Raw genomic sequence first — 16917 nt, 5'->3', positions numbered from 1 at the left:
TTTTCGAAGAGAGGGGTGGTTACTTCCATGTTGCTATTGTCGGTTGTTGGAGCTACGGGTTGTTCTGGAGCAGGAGAAACGGTGTCCCGTCCCGTCTTTCCTGAAGCTCCTCAAGATACTCAGCTGTATGACACATCCATACTGGATGATGAATCACGCTGGACGGTAAACAATGCACATGATCCGGCCATTATCAAAACAGACCAGGGATACTACGTCTATTCCACAGACGTTCGTGTAGCAGGAGAAGCAAAACCCGGCGTCATGGTACGCAAATCAGATGATCTGATCCACTGGAAGTGGGTAGGTCAAGCTCTCCCGGGTATTCCGCAAGAAGCGCTGGACTGGACAGGTGCGGTCAATCTGTGGGCACCGGATGTGATTCAGGCTGGTGATACCTATCGGATGTATTATTCGGCTTCTTCTTTTGGCAGTACCCAGTCGGCTATTGGTCTTCAGACATCCTCATCTCCCGAAGGTCCTTGGACAGATGAAGGACTGGTTGTGAAAACTTCTGCGAATGAACAGGACAAATTAAATGCCATTGATGCCAATCCCATTGTAGATGCCGAAGGCAATCCGTGGATGGTATATGGTTCATTCTTTGACGGAATCTACATTGCGCCACTTGATCCCGACACCGGGAAATTCAAGGACGAGGGTTATGGTACTCGCATTGCCGCTCGGGATCGTGCAACTGAAGAAGGTGCAGTCGAAGGTCCATACATTGTGTATAACCCGGAGTTCAAAAAGTATTATCTGTTCGTTTCATATGATTCCTTGTTCGAAGATTATAACGTGCGGGTTGCGCGTGCTGATTCAATCACAGGACCGTACACGGACATAAACGGCAATAACATGCTGGATACAGAGTATCTGCCGCAATATGAGATCGGCACCAAAATTCTCGGCGGTTATCGCTTCACAGAAGGCGAGGGCTGGGTTGCGCCCGGACATAACTCCGTTCTGAAGGACGGAGACGATTATTACATCGTGCATCATGCACGGGGTGAGACGGATAAAAACTGGCCCTATCTTCATGTTCGCAAAATGTTATGGACGAAGGACGGCTGGCCTGTCGTTTCACCTGAACGTTACGCAGGTGAGACTACACAGGATATTCCGAAGTCCATGATTGCCGGGGAATGGGAAGGCATGGCGATTGATCCGTCCGTGGACGGGCAGATTCAAGCCGTGCCTTATACCCTAACAAGCAACGGTAAAATTAAAAGCGAAAAAGGTTCAGGAACCTGGACATTTGATGACAAACAAACACTGACACTGAAGTGGAAAGAAAGCCCATGGGGCGGAGCCTCCACAGAAGAGCTGAAACTGCTGCCGTCTTGGGACTGGGAGAGAAGCCAGCCCGCGCTGGTGGTGACAGGTCTTAATGACCGCGGTGTGGCGGTCTGGGGCAAGCAGATCAGCGCAGCGGAGGAGTAAGGGGGCGAGCAGCGAGCGCGGTAAGAGCGAGCTGCTGCGCCAAGGTGCACAAGCAGTGAGGGGGAGGAAGGAGCCGCAGGAGCGAGTTTGCATCCGATTTCAACCGCCAAGAGCGGTGATAAAAAGAAATCGGAGGACAAGAGAGCACCAAGGCACTACCACCCCCGAACGCCCGCTGTGCATGACAAAGTTGGCCTATATCTGAGGCCAATAATGGACTAAATATGGGGAGAGTTGACCCTGCGAAGCGGTCAACCCCATAAGACCGAGCCAACAAAAAGGCTCAAAGTGAGGTTGTAACCCAGCGAGCGCAATAAGAGCGAGCTGCTGCGCCAAGGTGCACAAGCAGTGAGGGGGAGGAAGGAGCTGCAGGAGCGAGTTTGGCATCCGATTTCAACCGCCAGAAGCGGTGGGAAAGAGAAATCGGAGGACAAGAGAGCACCAAGGCCCTACCACCCCCGAACGTCCGCTGTGCACCCTAAGCTGGCCGAAAGAATGCGGCTAGCCTTGCATTACATGGGAGTTGACCCTGCGAAGCGGTCAACCCCATAAGACCGAGCCACACAATGGCTCGAAGTTGAGTTGTAACCCAGCGAGCGCGATAAGAGCGAGCTGCCGCTCCGAGGGTGCACAAGCAGTGAGGGGGAGGAAGGAGCCGCAGGAGCGAGTTTGGCATCCGATTTCAACCGCCAAGAGCGGTGGGAAAAAGAAATCGGAGGACAAGAGAGCGCCAAGGCCCTACCACCACTGAACGTCCGCTGTGCACCACCCAAAAAGGTTTTCGCTTTTTTCGCAATTGGGTTACATTCCCCAACTTCGAGCCAAACAACATTTGAAAGGGGAGCATTCCCATGACTGATTCTATTACATTTACTAATCCCATCCTGGAGCAACGCGCTGATCCGTGGGTGTACCGTCATACAGACGGTTACTATTATTTTTCCGCTTCTGTACCAGCCTTTGATCGGATTGAGATCCGGCGAGCAGAGACTTTGGAAGAGTTAAGAGATGCTGAGCCGGTAACGGCTTGGACCAAGCGTGACACAGGGCCAATGAGTGCCAACATCTGGGCACCGGAGATTCATTTTATCGATGGCAAATGGTACATACACTACGCTGCGGCTCACACCAGTGAGACCAACGAAGGTCTGTTCGATCATCGGATGTATGTTTTGGAGAACGATTCTGCGAATCCACTCGAAGGAGAGTGGGTAGAGAAAGGGCAGATTTACACCCGGTGGGAATCATTCGCGCTGGATGCAACAACCTTTGAACATAAGGGAATCCGCTATCTGGTCTGGGCGCAGAAAGATCCGGATATTGTGGGCAACTCGAACCTATACATTGCCGAAATGGAAAACCCGTGGACGATACGCGGCGAACAGGTTATGATCTCTACGCCAGAGTACGATTGGGAAATCATCGGCTTTAAGGTGAATGAAGGGCCAGCCGTGATGCATCGGAATGGGCGGTTGTTTATCGGCTACTCGGCAAGCGCGACCGATTACAATTATTGCATGGGTCTGCTTACCGCAGATGAAAATGCCGATTTGCTTGATCCGGCCAGCTGGGCGAAATCACCCGAACCGGTATTCCAGACTTGTGAAGCGAACGGCCAATACGGCCCGGGTCATAATAGCTTTACGGTGTCACCGGATGGCAAGACCGATATTCTGATTTATCATGCGCGTAATTACAAAGACATCGAGGGTGATCCCTTGTATGATCCGAACCGCCACGCTCGAGCTCAAGTGATTCGTTGGCGTGAAGATGGCACACCTGATTTCGGTGTTCCGGCACCGGATGGCAGCGCAGTAGCGGAAGCAAAATAAGAGGTCGTGTAACCTTTCATACGAGAGCCCTTAGTTAGCGAGTGATGCTGATTAAGGGCTCTTCTGTATGTGAACGATAAGATAGAGCAGTCTGAGTATCGATGTCTTGGATACAAAACAAAGCAACCACAACGATGACCTCTGCGTATGAGAAAGATACAGATTACGATGTAGAACTTATTAGGAGGATCACATATGGATTCACGCGAGACATTGGACCTGGAGCTTGAACAGATTTTGAAATGGGAGAAACAGCAGAAAGACTTGTTTATATGGGATAAAATCGGGCGTTTACCCTTTGCGATGTTGGATAAAGTGATGCCTAAAGCGCTGAAACAGAAGATCGGAGATTCCCTGAACGACGTGGGTCAGTATGTGCAGAATGGAGGCAAGTTCCTTGTACAGAAGAAAAAAGTAGCCAAGCTGCTGCAAGAGGAAGCTGAGAGGTCCGGTTATTCCATGATGGACACGACCGATCGTCTGGAGCAGGATGCTGAAGCGGAGGGGATAGCGAAGATTCATAGTGTAGAGAATCTGCCACTTCAGGTGCTGGACCAGGTGGCTGATAACATCACAGAGAGTCGAACCAAGTTTGCCGCGGCTCAGGGAGCAGCTACAGGGTTTGGTGGCATTGTAACCATAGCAGCAGATATTCCGATGGTGATGGGGCTTTCTCTGAAGGTACTGCAGGAGATGGCTCTTTGTTATGGTTATGATCCCGATGAACCGCTGGAGCGTATCTTTATCGTCAAATGTCTGCAATTCTCTTCCGCCGATATTGTAGGTAAGAAAGCGATCATTGAAGAACTGGCCGCCTACGACGATCCGGACAAGCCAATTGAAGTGGTATCGCAGATGCAGGGCTGGCGGGAAGTGTTTAACTCCTACAGTGAATCCTTTGGTTGGAAGAAACTGTTCCAACTCGTGCCGATTGCCGGCATGGTGTTTGGTTCCGTGAGCAACAAAAATACAATTCGAGATGTAGCCGAAGCAGGTAAAATGTTGTACAAAAAACGGCTGATCCTTCAGCGGTTAAAATAATAATACAGAAAAAGTAATATTACAGAAGAAGTAATATTAGAAAAGAATATTTATATTGAAAGAGATGAATTTGATATGTTAAACAAACAGGGTTTCTATGATCTATTGGATCGCAATAATATCGTTTACGAGAGCATTGAACATCCCGCAGTATATACGATGGAAGAAATATTCTCTTATCAAATTCCACATACAGAACATATCGTTAAAAATCTGTTTCTGCGTGATGACAAGAAGCGCAACTATTATCTGGTGACGATTGCTGGAACGAAGTCCGTTGATTTGAGAAGTTTAAGCGAAAAGATACCTAGCCGCAAATTAAGTTTTGCCAGTGAAAAGGATTTGTTGGAATTCCTCCGATTGGAAAAAGGGCACGTCAACCCTATCGGAGTTCTCAATAATATTCAGAAAAACGTGACCGTAGTTTTTGACAAGGATCTAGTCGGTCAGAAAATCGGAATTCATCCGATGGAAAATACGGCGACGGTATTCCTTGAATTTGAAGATGTGAAGGAACTGATTACAGCTCATGGCAGCAGCGTTATCATGTGTGACGTTGAATAATACGTTTGAAGCTAAATACGAGAAAAACATATATAACAAAAAAGGTTCCTGCCGTTCTGTATATACAGAGTTGGCGGGAACCTTTTTGTTATGGTTAAACTTTTTATTCAGCTTGCAAATGTAGGTTACTCTTCACTACCATTTTCTTTCGCCCAGATATTGAGTAATTTATCAGATGGAAGCAAGAACGTGAAGATCCCGAGCAGGGGCAGGAAGCTGCACATCTGCATTACCGGTGATACACCGAAAACGTCAATCCAGTTGCCCAGCACGAGTGCGCCCAGGCCTCCCATACCAAATGCCAGACCAGTAATTAGACCGGAAACCGTTCCGATTTTGCCCGGAATCAGCATCTGTGCGTACACAACCGTAACTGAGAAGCTGGATAACATGATAAAACCAATAATGGTAAGCAGTACACCTGTCCAGAACAGATTCGCATAGGGCAGCAACAGCGCCAGCGGAGCAGCTCCAGCCATGGACAGGAAGATCAGATTACGTTTGCCGAATCGATCCGCCAAGGGGCCTCCGAAGAACGTACCAAGTGCTCCAGCAGCCAGGAACAAGAAGATATAGATCTGCGCGTCCTCTGTGGACAATCCAAAAGTATCTTTCAGATTAAATGCATAGAAGCTGCCGATGGAAGCGATATACCAGGAACGAACAAAAACAAGCAAGATTAATATTGTAATGGCGGCAGTAATCTTTTTGCGCAAAGCAGGATTGGGTGCACGACGGGCAGCAGCCTGTCTACGCAGATATCCTCCCGATTGCAGCATGCGTCCATACCAACGGGCTATGTAGATTTGGACGGCAATCCCCATGGCAGCAATGCCTGTAAATCCAATGGCACCGAACAATCCAAACGGGATAAAGATCCAGCGTGTAAGCAATGGGGCAAGGGATTGCCCAGCGTTACCACCGACTTGGAAGATGGATTGTGCCAGCCCACGGCGCTGACCAGCAGCCATATGTGATACCCGTGAACCTTCGGGATGGAAAGCAGCGGAACCCAGACCGACAAAGATAACGGAAATCAGGACAGCCATATAACTGTCGGCGAAGGCCAACAGCAACATACCGGTAAATGTAAAACCCATGCCAATAGGCAGGATAGATGGTGTCGGTTTTTTATCAGCAAACCAGCCTACGACAGGCTGCATAATGGAAGCGGTAAAGTTGATAGCAAATGAGATCCATCCGATCTGAGTATACGTGAGATGCATGGAATCTTTCAGAATCGGAAAAATGGCGGGAATAACCGACTGGATCGAATCATTGAACAGATGAACCAGACTTATTGCAATGAGTATCCGGTAAACGGTGCTTTGGGCATCCAATCCGGGTGGGTTTTTCGAACGCGCTGTGGCGTCCTTGGTTAATGAGGTTTGTGTAGACATGTACAATTCTCCTTTGGTCGCGGTCACGAGGGATCAGCGCCTGATGTTGTATTCTATGCGTGTAAGCATATTGTTACATAATAGGATAGATTGATTGGACCGACAAGGGGAACAAGAGAAAACATGCATTTACAAAAGAAACGTATTACTTTAGCATCTACTGTAAGAAGACCCATATTTATGTGTAAGAAGGATAGAGGAGGGATACATATGAAATCCTTATCACCTTATGAATCCGCCAAACGTGAGTTGGTGATGACTATTTCGTATATGGCTGTAATAACGTTTCAGGCTATCTATGTAGCACCGAAATCTCTATCTGCTGCTATCGTCATATTTATCATTTTTCAGTCAATTGGTGTGCTTATGTTGAGACATTACATTAAAAAAATCAAAGCACTAAAGGAAGATCGATCTACTTGAAAGTGACTCCAAGCTTAGGGTAACGGAGGTTCTACAGGATTAAACTAAAAAGCCGAACTTCTTAAGCTATATAAGCTGAATTAATCATTTACAAGGTAACGGAGAGGACAGAAAAAACCTGAAAAAGCGAAGCGTTCGCCTAAAAGCTTTCTGAAAGAAAGCTGCATCGGAAGCATACGCCATCCCCGGATTTTCCCCTTTTAGAAAAGGAAATGTAAAAAAATCTGGGGATAAAAGCGATTGGAAGGTTGTTCTGTCATCGTAGTGTCAGTGTAAATAATCTTTAGTTCAACTTATATAGCAGAGTTCGGCTTTTGGCATTCTATGATTCTATTTTATACAGAATGGATGAACCTGACGATTTAACGATTATCAATCGTCTCCGGATACATATCATGATTCATCATGCGGTGGTCGGCCATCTGCTCGTACTTCGTTCCCGGCTTACCATAGTTTGTATATGGGTCAATGGAAATACCGCCGCGCGGTGTGAATTTGCCCCATACTTCGATGTAGCGGGGGTCCATCAGCTTGATCAGGTCGTTCATGATGATGTTCACACAGTCCTCGTGGAAATCACCATGGTTACGGAAGCTGAACAGGTACAGCTTGAGTGATTTACTCTCGACCATTTTGATATCAGGAATGTAACTGATATAGATCGTTGCAAAGTCCGGCTGACCCGTAATCGGGCACAGGCTGGTGAACTCCGGGCAATTGAATTTTACAAAATAATCGCGGTACGGATGTTTGTTATCAAAGTTCTCCAGGATGCCCGGATCATATTCAAACGTATATTTTACGTTCTGGTTGCCCAGCAACGTCACATCTTGCATCTCATCAGGTTGTCTCATCGGTTATTAAACGCTCCTTGTTTCCGTCAAAGCCGAAGCCTCGCGGTATATATGAATAGGCATTTTTTTGCCTGTTGAATTCTCTCATTTTCTAAGGACATTTCGTCCTCATCCTTACATCATGCCGCCCATTCCACCCATACTGCCCATTAAACGCCGCGTTTGTTACCCCATACCAGCGTATGAAGCTGTGGAAGCACACGAACATTGTTCAGGTCATCGGAGGCACTGACTTGGTCGATCAGCCACTCATAACGAGCAAGCAGTGAGGACGCCAGATCTGGCGTATCGGCGGAAGTCACATCCGGGTTCCCGGTTTGTAAAAATAAATCTGTGCCCGGATACCGCGCATGTACACGGCGGGCATAGTCCAGGTCTGTCTCATCGAAGATCACGATCTTCAGACTGTGACTTCGTTCTACCGGGCCAGCGGCCAGCCTTCCGATCAGATCATCCAGCACGGCCCAATCGGTGTCCATGCCGGAGCTGGGTGGCTTGGGGGAGACAGTGACTTCGTCAATGTCCGCCAGCCAAGGCTGCCAGCGGGAGCCCTGCGTCTCCACCGCAGTGCGGATGCCGTTCTCCCGCAGCAGGGCAACCAACCCGCCCAGCGAAGCGAGCAGGGCGGGATTACCGCCAGAGATGGTGACATGGGAGAAACGGGTGCCGCCAACGCGGCGCAATTCTTCCCATACATCCTCTGGCGTAATCATTCGAATCTGGTCCTTGCCACTGCCGTCCCAGGTAAAGGCCGAGTCGCACCAGGAGCAGCGATAATCGCAGCCCGCGGTGCGAACAAACATCGTTTTTTGCCCGATGACCATGCCTTCGCCTTGAACCGTCGGACCAAAAATCTCCATCACGGGAATACGAGCCTCTTTGCGAGATCCCGTCTCATTCACCTGCTGTGTCACACTACTCATGGATCATCCACTCCCGTCTCGCTTCCGCGTAACTGGTTGGTGTCTCGAAGAGCCTTACAAACTCCGTCCGCCCACCATCGGTCAGCCCGGCATAGGGCTCCGTCTGGAGCGCATGTTCCATCTGTTCGAACAGCCAAACGACCATATTTTCAGCCGTTGTATTCATTAAAGGAAGTGTCTCGTTGAGGTACTGATGATCCAGATATCCCTCAATCTGAGTTTTCCATATATCTTTGATATGTCCAAAATCAACCGTCAGCCCGGTCTCACCCGGATAACCGCTGATGCCAAAAATAACTTTATACGTATGACCGTGCAGGTTCTTGCACTTGCCTTCATAACAATGCAGGTGATGTGCTGCGTCAAAGGTGAATTCTTTGCTTACAAGCACACGTTTGCGGTGATAGCGCAGCTGGGTGGGTAGAATATCTTCTCCGATGCGTTGCAGATGCTCTACAATACGGAATGTTCCTGGCTCTCTCATCGCACATCCACTCCCGTAGATCCGGCAGCATGTTGCTGTACATAACGATCCAGTCCGGCTTTGCGCAGTTTGCAGGCAGGGCATTCTCCGCATCCATCGCCGATCACGCCGTTATAACAGGTCAAGGTACGCTCGCGTACATAATCAAAAGCACCGAGATCATCGGCCATCTTCCACGTTTGGGCTTTGTCCAGCCACATGAGCGGGGTGTGAATGACAAATGGATAGTCCATCGACAGATTAAGTGTCACATTCATCGATTTCACAAATGAATCCCGGCAATCCGGGTATCCGCTGAAATCTGTCTCGCATACACCTGTAACCAGGTGACGTGCTCCTTTTTGCTTTGCCATGATGGCCGCAAAACTGAGGAACAGCAGATTTCGTCCATCTACAAATGTACTCGGCAGTTCGCCTTCTTCATGCGTAATCTCCACATCCGTGCGAGTGAGCGCATTGGGGGCAAGCTGATTTAACAGACTCATATCGAGTACCGTTTGCTGTACGCCCAGATCACGAGCGATCTCGGCTGCACATTCAATCTCCAGCTTGTGGCGCTGACCGTAATCAAACGTAACAACCTCGACTTCGGCAAACTGTTGTTTGGCCCAGAACAGACACGTGGTACTATCCTGACCGCCGCTGAATACAACGACTGCTTTTTCTTCGTTCAACATAAAAAAACCTCTCTATCTTCTTGAGATCAAACCATGCACATAGGCATAGAGTGTCGGAAGAACAGAGAAGTTCATGAACTGGCATCCATCAAAAAACACACTTTCTCGATAACCGCTTCAAAAAAGCAGGCAAGAGTAAGTGTCCTTAGTTTTTTACGTACATGATTGCATGGTGACCGCAATGTGTACGCAAGACTTATACTGACCAACACATGGTCAAGTCTTATAGAGGGAGTTCGCGAACCTCTCCCATGCCACAGGCATGGATTTTCTTCTTCAATTGTCTGAACCATTATAACATGAAACCGCGTGGTGACCACCCCACTGGAGCATAATGGCAGCTAATCGGTCGGCTCCATCAACTAACAGCTTATTTGATCAGTTTATTTGATCAATACATTGCCGAAAGGGATAACTTCTTTCAAAATTCGTTTGAACAGTCCCTCATCGTTAAGATCCTGTTCCAAGCGGTGATTCTCACGTCCAGCCTGAAAGAGTACAGATCCATGTCCTGTCATCTTCCAATGATAATTCATATGCTGACTGGCAAGGTTGTTACCATATACGGTGAGTTCAAGATGTGCATTTTCGGGATAGGCAATGATGCTGCCAGCATCCACATAGAGCGGCGCTGTTGGGTGAAGTTCCTGTTGGCAGACCTGGCCTTGAGTGAGCAATCCGATCTTGCCTTTGCCGGAAAATTTCATTTTCACTGCATCACGGGTGATCAGCATGTTTTTGATTTTCTGGATTTTGGTATGCATGGTTACACCATCAGAGTAGAAGAACAGGTGGCGGAAGTCATAGAGCAGATCACTGTCCTCCGTGAGCTCCACTTCCTTCATCGTGAATCCGGGAGGCAGGGCAGCCACAAATTGGCAAGGTCCGGTGATTTCGGATTTAATCAGCTTTTTTTTGCGATATATGCCCGTGATATTCATGAATTTGTCATTGCGACTCCCACTTGGACCGCGGAAGGCCACAATTTGCTGCGGATGCAAAATATGAAGGCGGTCATCTTTAATCAGTGAAAATGTGACGACTTGTCCTGCTCCGCCTGCTTCAGCATTGTTCAGGTGTATGTTCATGCAGTTGCTCCTGTTCTTTTATACTCGGCCGGAACGGCGACGCATTCCCCAGCGCATCACACGAATCAGAATAAAGTAACCCAATATGAGAGAAACGACAGTGATGATCGTCGTCTGAATTCGTTTGGTGGTAGCTGCTTTGGCATTCTGGTCGTCCTGTAATTTACTTACCATTTCAGTGAGTTTCTGGTTCTGAGCCAGCAGTTGTTCGTTCTGGGTCTTAAATGCTTCGACATTGGCCTGGGCTTGTCCCAACTGAGCAGACGTTTGATTTAATTGCTCCATTGTTTGCTTATAACTTTCCTGCAGAGCGTTCACTTCTCCGGGCAATTCGGAGACTCGCTCCCATCCGCTGTATATATCCGTAAAAATATTGGCACTGGCAGCACTTGCTGTCGAAGCGATCGAAACGGTAAATAGAATGCATGTGGTGAATAACACCCGAATGAAATAACCCTGAATGGATTTTGGCATCGTTAACACCTCTTTCTTCGGTTAGATAGATCAATCGCCGAATTCGTCGTCTATTGTTGAAATACGGCTCTTACATTATACGTCAAAACCGGGACGATGGGTTCAAGATGATATCGTTTTATTACCCGAAATATTTAAAATTATTTAGGAACAGGGCTGTTTAACTTACAAATCTGTGGGGTAATAGAACGATAGGCAAGCACACCGGACCGTTTTACAGATCTTTTACTTCAGTTCCGGGTGCATGCTATTCACAAATGCGCAATTTAATGAACGATACCAATATATCCGATTGAATATAAGATCGTGAACATGAAGGAGTAGAAACATATGTACACAACAGATCAGAACACATCAACCAAAACAATCATGATCACTGTGAATGGAGAGCCAGTAGGGCGTAAGCTGGTCATTGATAGTGTCACCTATGCACCGGTAAACGAAGCAGATGGTGTGCAATATTTACACAAAATGGGAATCGATCATCCTACTGTTTAATTTGGGACTTGTCATAGATAAGTGATTGATAAGCTTGGCCTAGTGCCAGGCTTTTTCGTCGTTTATTGTCGTATTGAGACGGATTTAGGGATATAAAACTAATATATTGGAAAAATTTAATGAGAACATGTGTTCCGTGACAATATAGTGTCCATTCACCCTGATAACTTAGAAGATAATACATATAAATCGGGGGAGAGACTACCAGTGAACTCAGTCTTTGAAGTATCTTATTCGTGGAATAAAGAGGCCATACCGACAGGGGGAGCCGACCCCGTATATATGATGGTAGAGTGGCGTAACGGTGCCCCTGCCAAAAGACTTAGGAAAATAGCACCCAAAATTGTATCAAGAGATTTGGAACTTTTGCTCAAACCGGAATATGGAGTACAGCTAAAAGGCATCTATGGATGTCGTTCCAAAGAAACGGATATTGGCTGGTTATTGAGGCTTGGGGATATGTACAAGGGAGAAAGTAAACAAATTTTGCTTGAATTCGTCATGGGACCCCATGCATCAGGAAAAGCTGCCGTATGTTCAGCCTACTGGAGCACAAGGAAGTTGAAGCAAAGTCAACGTGTATTGTTACGAAGAGAACAGTTGTATATTCAGTACACCAGTCATCTGGGCATGTTGCGACAGCCGGAAGATCCCAAGGTGGAGAAGACGATCAAATTAAGTGAAACCGTGCCCCTGATCAAACAAGCCCTGCGCGCCTACGAAAGAGGCCGGGTTCAAGAGGGAAGTAATATGTTACGTCGTCGTGCTGATGCGTTGTTAATTGAAGCTGCGCGGAAGCAAGATCTGGACTATTACGCGGAAGCCGAGATCGTTGAAAAGTTGCGTTATCACTATGAGATAACGTTTACAACAGGATATCATGATCGTGAAAAAAAGATATTAGGGGAATAGGGTTGATTTCAGATGGTAACGGTATAGAGAGAGTCTACATATTTGAAGGTGAAGTTTAGGAGAAGGTCGAATGTATGTATCAATATCATATTAAACAATGGATGGAGTTGTATCAAATTTATTGAAACAACATCGTGGAGGGTCCGGCAAAATGACAGACCGACTAATCCGATTAATGCGCATTATCACACTGGTGCAGGCCAAGCCGGGCATACTGGCACGTGAGCTTGCCCAGCGATGCGAGACGACGGAAAGGACGATATACCGCGACATGGAGGCCCTCAGTGCAATGCATATCCCGATCGCCAATATGGGACACGGGCAAGGGTACATGTTTATCAGCCAATTTGCCATGTATCCGCTAAATTGGTCTGATGAAGAAGCCCAAGCTTTCATGCATCTTGCTGAAGTTATGGAGAATATTCGTCCTTTGCTGAAACCTGCTTTTGAGAGCGCTTATGAGAAAGTGGTTGCTGCGAGTCAGAAAAACAAAACAGAACGAGTGGAATGGTCGGAGCAAATTAGTGGATTGTTCAAAGCGGGATTGCCAGCATGGCAAAATGAAAACAACGATTCGCAGAATCAATCCCTGATTACCCTGCTTCAGGCTGGCATTTCACAGAACACCATTGAAGGGGAGTATCTGTCTCAAGGTAAAAAAGGGATCGTTCGCATAGATCCTTACTCTCTTATCCCTCGTGAATACAGATTTGAGCTGTTAGGGTATTGTCACCTGTCGGAGAAACTTCGAATATTTCAGGTGAGCCGGCTGCAAAGGATACGGATATTGCCACGCACGTTTCGCAAAGAGGATTATCTGATGCAATCGCACTTCCGCATTCCTTGGGCATACGAGGGAAGTACGGAGTGGACTGCGTTCAAAATTCGATTTGCACCTCATGCTGTGGAGCGTGTGATGCAGGAGCAATTTTTTATACGACCCATCCTAACCATTGAACCGGAAGGTAGCCTGTTATTTGAAGCCATATTAAGTGATGTTGACGAATTTCTCGTATGGATATCTAAATATGGACCTGATGCGGAAGTTCTCGAACCGGAGATCTTCCGCATCAAGATGAAAGAACGCCTAAAATATTGGCAACAAATGTACAATAAAAGTTGAGATTAGAATGCCACCTATCCTAAGGCAAAACACGATTAAGTACTGTGCTGTGGACGGTTACTCTTTGGTTTTGAAAAGGCTTGCCAGATTGCCAAAAGGGGATTCTTTCTCTTCATCTTCTGTGGAACTGGAATAGACAACCTTGGATGTAATGCCCTCATCATCGGCTGCACAGTTGTTTTCGAGAGTGAATCGGTCAAATTGATGCATAAACACCTTGGCTGTATTAATGGCATCATCCAAGGCACGGTGCTGGGTACCATCAAATTCAATTCCGCAGATTTCAAGAGCCTGAGCGAGTCCGAGTTGGCGGAACTTGCCTTCTTTACGAACGGTGCGGGACCATTGTTGCTGGAGATCGTTATGATTGGTGATCCAGGCCACATCAAGTTGATGGGTGCGACAATGAGAGATCAGTTTACTGCGGTCATCGGGTCCCCAGGAACACATGTAATAGGGGTCACTTCCCATCCAGGCAATGAATTGGTTCAATGCTGCCGGAAAAAGAGGGGCTGCATCAATATCTTTCTGTGTGATACCTGTAAACTGAATCGTGTCAGTGGACAGAACAGACTTATTGGAAGGACGAACATACGTATGGAACGTATCCGTTACAACCAATCCATCCGCACTTTCCGTAACTTTGACGGCACCAATATCAATAATTTCAGAAGAATAGCGAGTATTGCGGCTTACCGTGAATTCAAGATCATATATGATATATGGCATAGGACAAGCTCCTTTATCGATTAATACCTGTGATAGATTTCTATTTCTCTATATTACAGGGAACGTGCTGCCATGTCAGCCATCGCTAGAGAATTCATTGTAGTCAGGATGAACGAACAGTCTGAGTGTTTAATGATCTTTCTGATGCATTTCCGGTTTTGGTAAGTCTTTACTTCGCAAAAAGTGGTCGTTATAATGAGGAAAGTTAGGGACTTTCCTATATTTTGTTTGTATTTATGGCAACATAAAAGTAGAATTTTCCGTCTTATTATCAAAACTTCCTTACACCGTTTGAAGTGTTGGGGAGTTTTTTTATTGTTTATAGCATACTCATGTAGGAAAGGAGAAAAAGTTAGTTGGTTGTTGGTATAACATAGGAAAACTACTCACGAGTTAGTATTATTGAATTTAAAGTACATATGGAGGTTTGTTTCTTTGATTAGTAGAAAATTGAAAATAACAGCAATTATAGCCAGTGTGTTTATTGTTTTAATGAGCGCTGCATATGGTGCATTTTATATTTGGAACAAGAATTATAAATTTAATAATAATTATGTATGGCAGCCTTTGGAGGACGTGCAATCTACACTAAACCTGAAAGATTCCTATAACGTTATTGTAGCTGGAACGGATCCGGAAGGTATTACTGCTGCATTATCAGCTGCTCGTAATGGGATGCGTGTATTACTGGTGGAAGCAAGAGATCGCAACATGTTGGGAGGATTGTTGACCGAGGGAGGCCTTAATACGCTGGATCTAAATTATTCCCCTGAACAACCGCAGTTATTGAGTAGTTTGCGGCAGCCTGACTTTTTGAACAAAGGCATTTTCCAGGAATGGTTTGACCAGATCGAGGGTAGTTCATTTGATACCAATACTGCGGCTAACATATTCTATCGGATGGTTCGTTCTGAACCTAATATTGACCTGTTGATGAATGCTAAGGAATTAGTTCCCCTTACTGAACAATCTACAGGAGATCACACGACAATAACGGGTATGAGCATAACTAAAGAAGATGGAACAACTGTTCAGGTCTCAACCCGCTCCATCATTGATGCAACGCAAGACGCGGATATTGCAGCCGCTGCAGGAGTTCCATATTCCATAGGTAGACAAGATATTGGAGACGGTAAATCCAAAATGGTCTCTACGCTTGTATTCAAGCTAAGCGGTGTTACTGATGAGGTATGGCAAAAGTTTAGGGAAAGAGAGGGAACCGGGGTTGATAAGATGAGTGCTTGGGGGTACGGTGATGCTAGAAAATATGAATCCTCCAATCCACAACATATTAAGATTCGAAGTCTGAATATCGGAAGACAAAATGATGATACAATCTTGATTAATACGATGCAGATCTTTGGGGTAGATCCGTTAGATCCGATATCTGTGAAAAAAGGTCTGGAAATCGGGCGTAAAGAAGCCCCACTAATTGTTGATTTTCTGAAGAAAAATTATGATGAATTTGCAGGGCTACAATATGCTGGAACAGCAGACGAGCTTTACGTGAGGGAGTCACGTCATATCTATGGCGAGTACCGATTAACATTAGCTGATGTCATGGAAAATCGTGATCATTGGGATGCCATTGGATACGGCTCATACGATATTGATATTCAGAGCACGAGTGTTGGAAATCCCGGCACGATTATGTTGAGTCCGATTCAATATGGTGTACCCTTTCGCTCGCTTGTACCGCTAAAGGTTGATGGTTTACTCGTCGTTGGACGTGCAGCAAGTTTTGATACAATCCCACACGGTAGTGCAAGAGTTGTCCCACTGGGAATGGCAGAGGGAGAAGCAGCAGGAGCGGCGGTCAAGCTGGCATATATCCATAAGGAGTCCTTCCGCGAACTCTCAACTTCCGAAGAGCGAGCATCTGAACTACGTAAGATGCTGGAGAATCAGGGGATGGATCTGAAAGTACATCGTTTCGAGCAGCCTGATTATATGGAGCATAAGGATTACAAGGGATTGCTGGCTGCAGCGAGTATGTATATGACTTCAGGCAATTATAATAACGATGGTTGGGAACTGGATAAAGGAATGAATCCAGAACGATTTTTAAGTAAATTGAAAAGAATGCAAGCGATGTTTCCAGAAGCTTACTCAGGCAGTGCCGACCAAGCTCTAGCAAATATGGAGAATGCCGTAACCCTACCTTTAACGTTGGATCAGGCTGCGTATATGTTATGTCTGGCAATGGGATCTTCAGAAACGGAAACTTCACTTGAACAGGCACTTGCTCAATTACAAACGCAAAACTTTATAAGTGCCAACACGCTTGCTGGCATTGCTGACAAGAACAATCTTACCAATGGGGATGCGTTTATGCTCATTCGTGATGTAGTGGAGTATTATTCTGGAGTTGTATTTGACTAATTGGTTGACAATTACTTGTAAATGAACTAATGTGGTCAAAAATGATAACAGCGTTATAACGAGGACATGA

The 16917-nt window shown here is 46.3% G+C and carries 17 protein-coding genes; 9 read left to right on the top strand and 8 right to left on the bottom strand.

The window, feature by feature from the left end; genetic code table 11:
• Nucleotides 1-27: 27 nt before the first annotated feature.
• The 4 genes from QF049_RS17400 to QF049_RS17385 all read left to right on the top strand — a co-directional run bounded on the left by QF049_RS17400 (nt 28) and on the right by QF049_RS17385 (nt 4880).
• Nucleotides 28-1443 (top strand): arabinan endo-1,5-alpha-L-arabinosidase, encoded by a 1416-nt coding sequence (locus tag QF049_RS17400; protein WP_307539193.1) that lies wholly within the window; start codon nt 28-30, stop codon nt 1441-1443.
• Nucleotides 1444-2294: 851 nt separating this feature from the next.
• On the top strand, nt 2295-3275 hold the full coding sequence (locus QF049_RS17395; protein WP_307539191.1) for a glycoside hydrolase family 43 protein: 981 nt from the start codon (nt 2295-2297) through the stop codon (nt 3273-3275).
• A gap of 195 nt (nt 3276-3470) precedes the next feature.
• Entirely contained in the window at nt 3471-4316 is an 846-nt protein-coding gene (locus tag QF049_RS17390; protein ID WP_307539189.1) for an EcsC family protein, read from the top strand.
• A 75-nt stretch (nt 4317-4391) separates the two neighbouring features.
• Nucleotides 4392-4880, top strand: a complete 489-nt coding sequence (locus tag QF049_RS17385; RefSeq protein ID WP_307539187.1) for a prolyl-tRNA synthetase associated domain-containing protein — start codon at nt 4392-4394, stop codon at nt 4878-4880.
• Between the two features lie 125 nt (nt 4881-5005).
• Here the strand turns inward: QF049_RS17385 and QF049_RS17380 are convergent, their stop codons facing one another.
• The gene (locus QF049_RS17380; protein WP_176872761.1) at nt 5006-6280 is read right to left on the bottom strand and encodes an MFS transporter; all 1275 of its coding nucleotides are present in this window, start codon (nt 6278-6280) and stop codon (nt 5006-5008) included.
• A 210-nt stretch (nt 6281-6490) separates the two neighbouring features.
• Between QF049_RS17380 and QF049_RS17375 the strand changes: the two genes are divergently transcribed.
• Nucleotides 6491-6703 carry a hypothetical protein gene (locus QF049_RS17375; RefSeq protein WP_307539185.1) on the top strand — a complete coding sequence of 71 codons (213 nt, stop codon included), beginning with the start codon at nt 6491-6493 and terminating at the stop codon, nt 6701-6703.
• A gap of 362 nt (nt 6704-7065) precedes the next feature.
• Here QF049_RS17375 and queF read toward each other — a convergent pair whose 3' ends face one another.
• From queF to QF049_RS17345, 6 genes are all read right to left on the bottom strand, one after another.
• Nucleotides 7066-7557 carry a preQ(1) synthase gene (gene queF, locus QF049_RS17370; RefSeq protein WP_124117099.1) on the bottom strand — a complete coding sequence of 164 codons (492 nt, stop codon included), beginning with the start codon at nt 7555-7557 and terminating at the stop codon, nt 7066-7068.
• Between the two features lie 149 nt (nt 7558-7706).
• The gene (queE, locus tag QF049_RS17365; protein WP_124117098.1) at nt 7707-8480 is read right to left on the bottom strand and encodes a 7-carboxy-7-deazaguanine synthase QueE; all 774 of its coding nucleotides are present in this window, start codon (nt 8478-8480) and stop codon (nt 7707-7709) included.
• Nucleotides 8473-8964 (bottom strand): 6-carboxytetrahydropterin synthase QueD, encoded by a 492-nt coding sequence (queD, locus tag QF049_RS17360; RefSeq protein WP_100530025.1) that lies wholly within the window; start codon nt 8962-8964, stop codon nt 8473-8475. The genes queE and queD overlap by 8 nt, the downstream gene beginning before the upstream one ends.
• Complete coding sequence (gene queC / locus QF049_RS17355; RefSeq protein WP_307543292.1) at nt 8961-9638, bottom strand: 7-cyano-7-deazaguanine synthase QueC; 678 nt, start codon at nt 9636-9638, stop codon at nt 8961-8963. The genes queD and queC overlap by 4 nt, the downstream gene beginning before the upstream one ends.
• Before the next feature lie 386 nt (nt 9639-10024).
• A complete protein-coding gene (locus QF049_RS17350) occupies nt 10025-10729 on the bottom strand; it encodes an AIM24 family protein (RefSeq protein WP_036668803.1) in 705 nt (234 codons plus the stop codon).
• Between the two features lie 18 nt (nt 10730-10747).
• Nucleotides 10748-11203, bottom strand: coding sequence for a hypothetical protein (locus tag QF049_RS17345; protein WP_124117096.1), 456 nt, complete (start codon nt 11201-11203; stop codon nt 10748-10750).
• Nucleotides 11204-11533: 330 nt separating this feature from the next.
• Between QF049_RS17345 and QF049_RS17340 the strand changes: the two genes are divergently transcribed.
• The 3 genes from QF049_RS17340 to QF049_RS17330 all read left to right on the top strand — a co-directional run bounded on the left by QF049_RS17340 (nt 11534) and on the right by QF049_RS17330 (nt 13736).
• Complete coding sequence (locus tag QF049_RS17340) at nt 11534-11701, top strand: hypothetical protein (protein ID WP_017690196.1); 168 nt, start codon at nt 11534-11536, stop codon at nt 11699-11701.
• A 207-nt stretch (nt 11702-11908) separates the two neighbouring features.
• Nucleotides 11909-12613, top strand: coding sequence for a hypothetical protein (locus QF049_RS17335; protein ID WP_307539179.1), 705 nt, complete (start codon nt 11909-11911; stop codon nt 12611-12613).
• A 151-nt stretch (nt 12614-12764) separates the two neighbouring features.
• A complete protein-coding gene (locus QF049_RS17330; RefSeq protein WP_307539177.1) occupies nt 12765-13736 on the top strand; it encodes a helix-turn-helix transcriptional regulator in 972 nt (323 codons plus the stop codon).
• A gap of 57 nt (nt 13737-13793) precedes the next feature.
• On the opposite strand, the gene QF049_RS17325 is transcribed toward QF049_RS17330, so the two are convergent.
• Nucleotides 13794-14465 carry a 3'-5' exonuclease gene (locus QF049_RS17325; protein WP_017690193.1) on the bottom strand — a complete coding sequence of 224 codons (672 nt, stop codon included), beginning with the start codon at nt 14463-14465 and terminating at the stop codon, nt 13794-13796.
• Nucleotides 14466-14900: 435 nt separating this feature from the next.
• On the opposite strand from QF049_RS17325, the gene QF049_RS17320 reads away from it, so the two are divergent.
• A complete protein-coding gene (locus QF049_RS17320; RefSeq protein ID WP_307539174.1) occupies nt 14901-16847 on the top strand; it encodes an FAD-dependent oxidoreductase in 1947 nt (648 codons plus the stop codon).
• The last annotated feature ends 70 nt before the right edge of the window (nt 16848-16917 follow it).

The organism is Paenibacillus sp. W4I10 (genome assembly GCF_030816325.1).
Lineage (GTDB): Bacteria > Bacillota > Bacilli > Paenibacillales > Paenibacillaceae > Paenibacillus > Paenibacillus amylolyticus_B.
This window is presented reverse-complemented; position numbering and strand designations above follow the sequence as displayed.

Bases quoted from the DNA above. Each gene is read 5' to 3' on its own strand.
- QF049_RS17400 (WP_307539193.1), top strand. From the start codon at position 28: ATGTTGCTATTGTCGGTTGTTGGAGCTACGGGTTGTTCTGGAGCAGGA.
- QF049_RS17395 (WP_307539191.1), top strand. From the start codon at position 2,295: ATGACTGATTCTATTACATTTACTAATCCCATCCTGGAGCAACGCGCT.
- QF049_RS17390 (WP_307539189.1), top strand. From the start codon at position 3,471: ATGGATTCACGCGAGACATTGGACCTGGAGCTTGAACAGATTTTGAAA.
- QF049_RS17385 (WP_307539187.1), top strand. From the start codon at position 4,392: ATGTTAAACAAACAGGGTTTCTATGATCTATTGGATCGCAATAATATC.
- QF049_RS17380 (WP_176872761.1), bottom strand. From the start codon at position 6,280: ATGTCTACACAAACCTCATTAACCAAGGACGCCACAGCGCGTTCGAAA.
- QF049_RS17375 (WP_307539185.1), top strand. From the start codon at position 6,491: ATGAAATCCTTATCACCTTATGAATCCGCCAAACGTGAGTTGGTGATG.
- queF (WP_124117099.1), bottom strand. From the start codon at position 7,557: ATGAGACAACCTGATGAGATGCAAGATGTGACGTTGCTGGGCAACCAG.
- queE (WP_124117098.1), bottom strand. From the start codon at position 8,480: ATGAGTAGTGTGACACAGCAGGTGAATGAGACGGGATCTCGCAAAGAG.
- queD (WP_100530025.1), bottom strand. From the start codon at position 8,964: ATGAGAGAGCCAGGAACATTCCGTATTGTAGAGCATCTGCAACGCATC.
- QF049_RS17350 (WP_036668803.1), bottom strand. From the start codon at position 10,729: ATGAACATACACCTGAACAATGCTGAAGCAGGCGGAGCAGGACAAGTC.
- QF049_RS17345 (WP_124117096.1), bottom strand. From the start codon at position 11,203: ATGCCAAAATCCATTCAGGGTTATTTCATTCGGGTGTTATTCACCACA.
- QF049_RS17340 (WP_017690196.1), top strand. From the start codon at position 11,534: ATGTACACAACAGATCAGAACACATCAACCAAAACAATCATGATCACT.
- QF049_RS17330 (WP_307539177.1), top strand. From the start codon at position 12,765: ATGACAGACCGACTAATCCGATTAATGCGCATTATCACACTGGTGCAG.
- QF049_RS17325 (WP_017690193.1), bottom strand. From the start codon at position 14,465: ATGCCATATATCATATATGATCTTGAATTCACGGTAAGCCGCAATACT.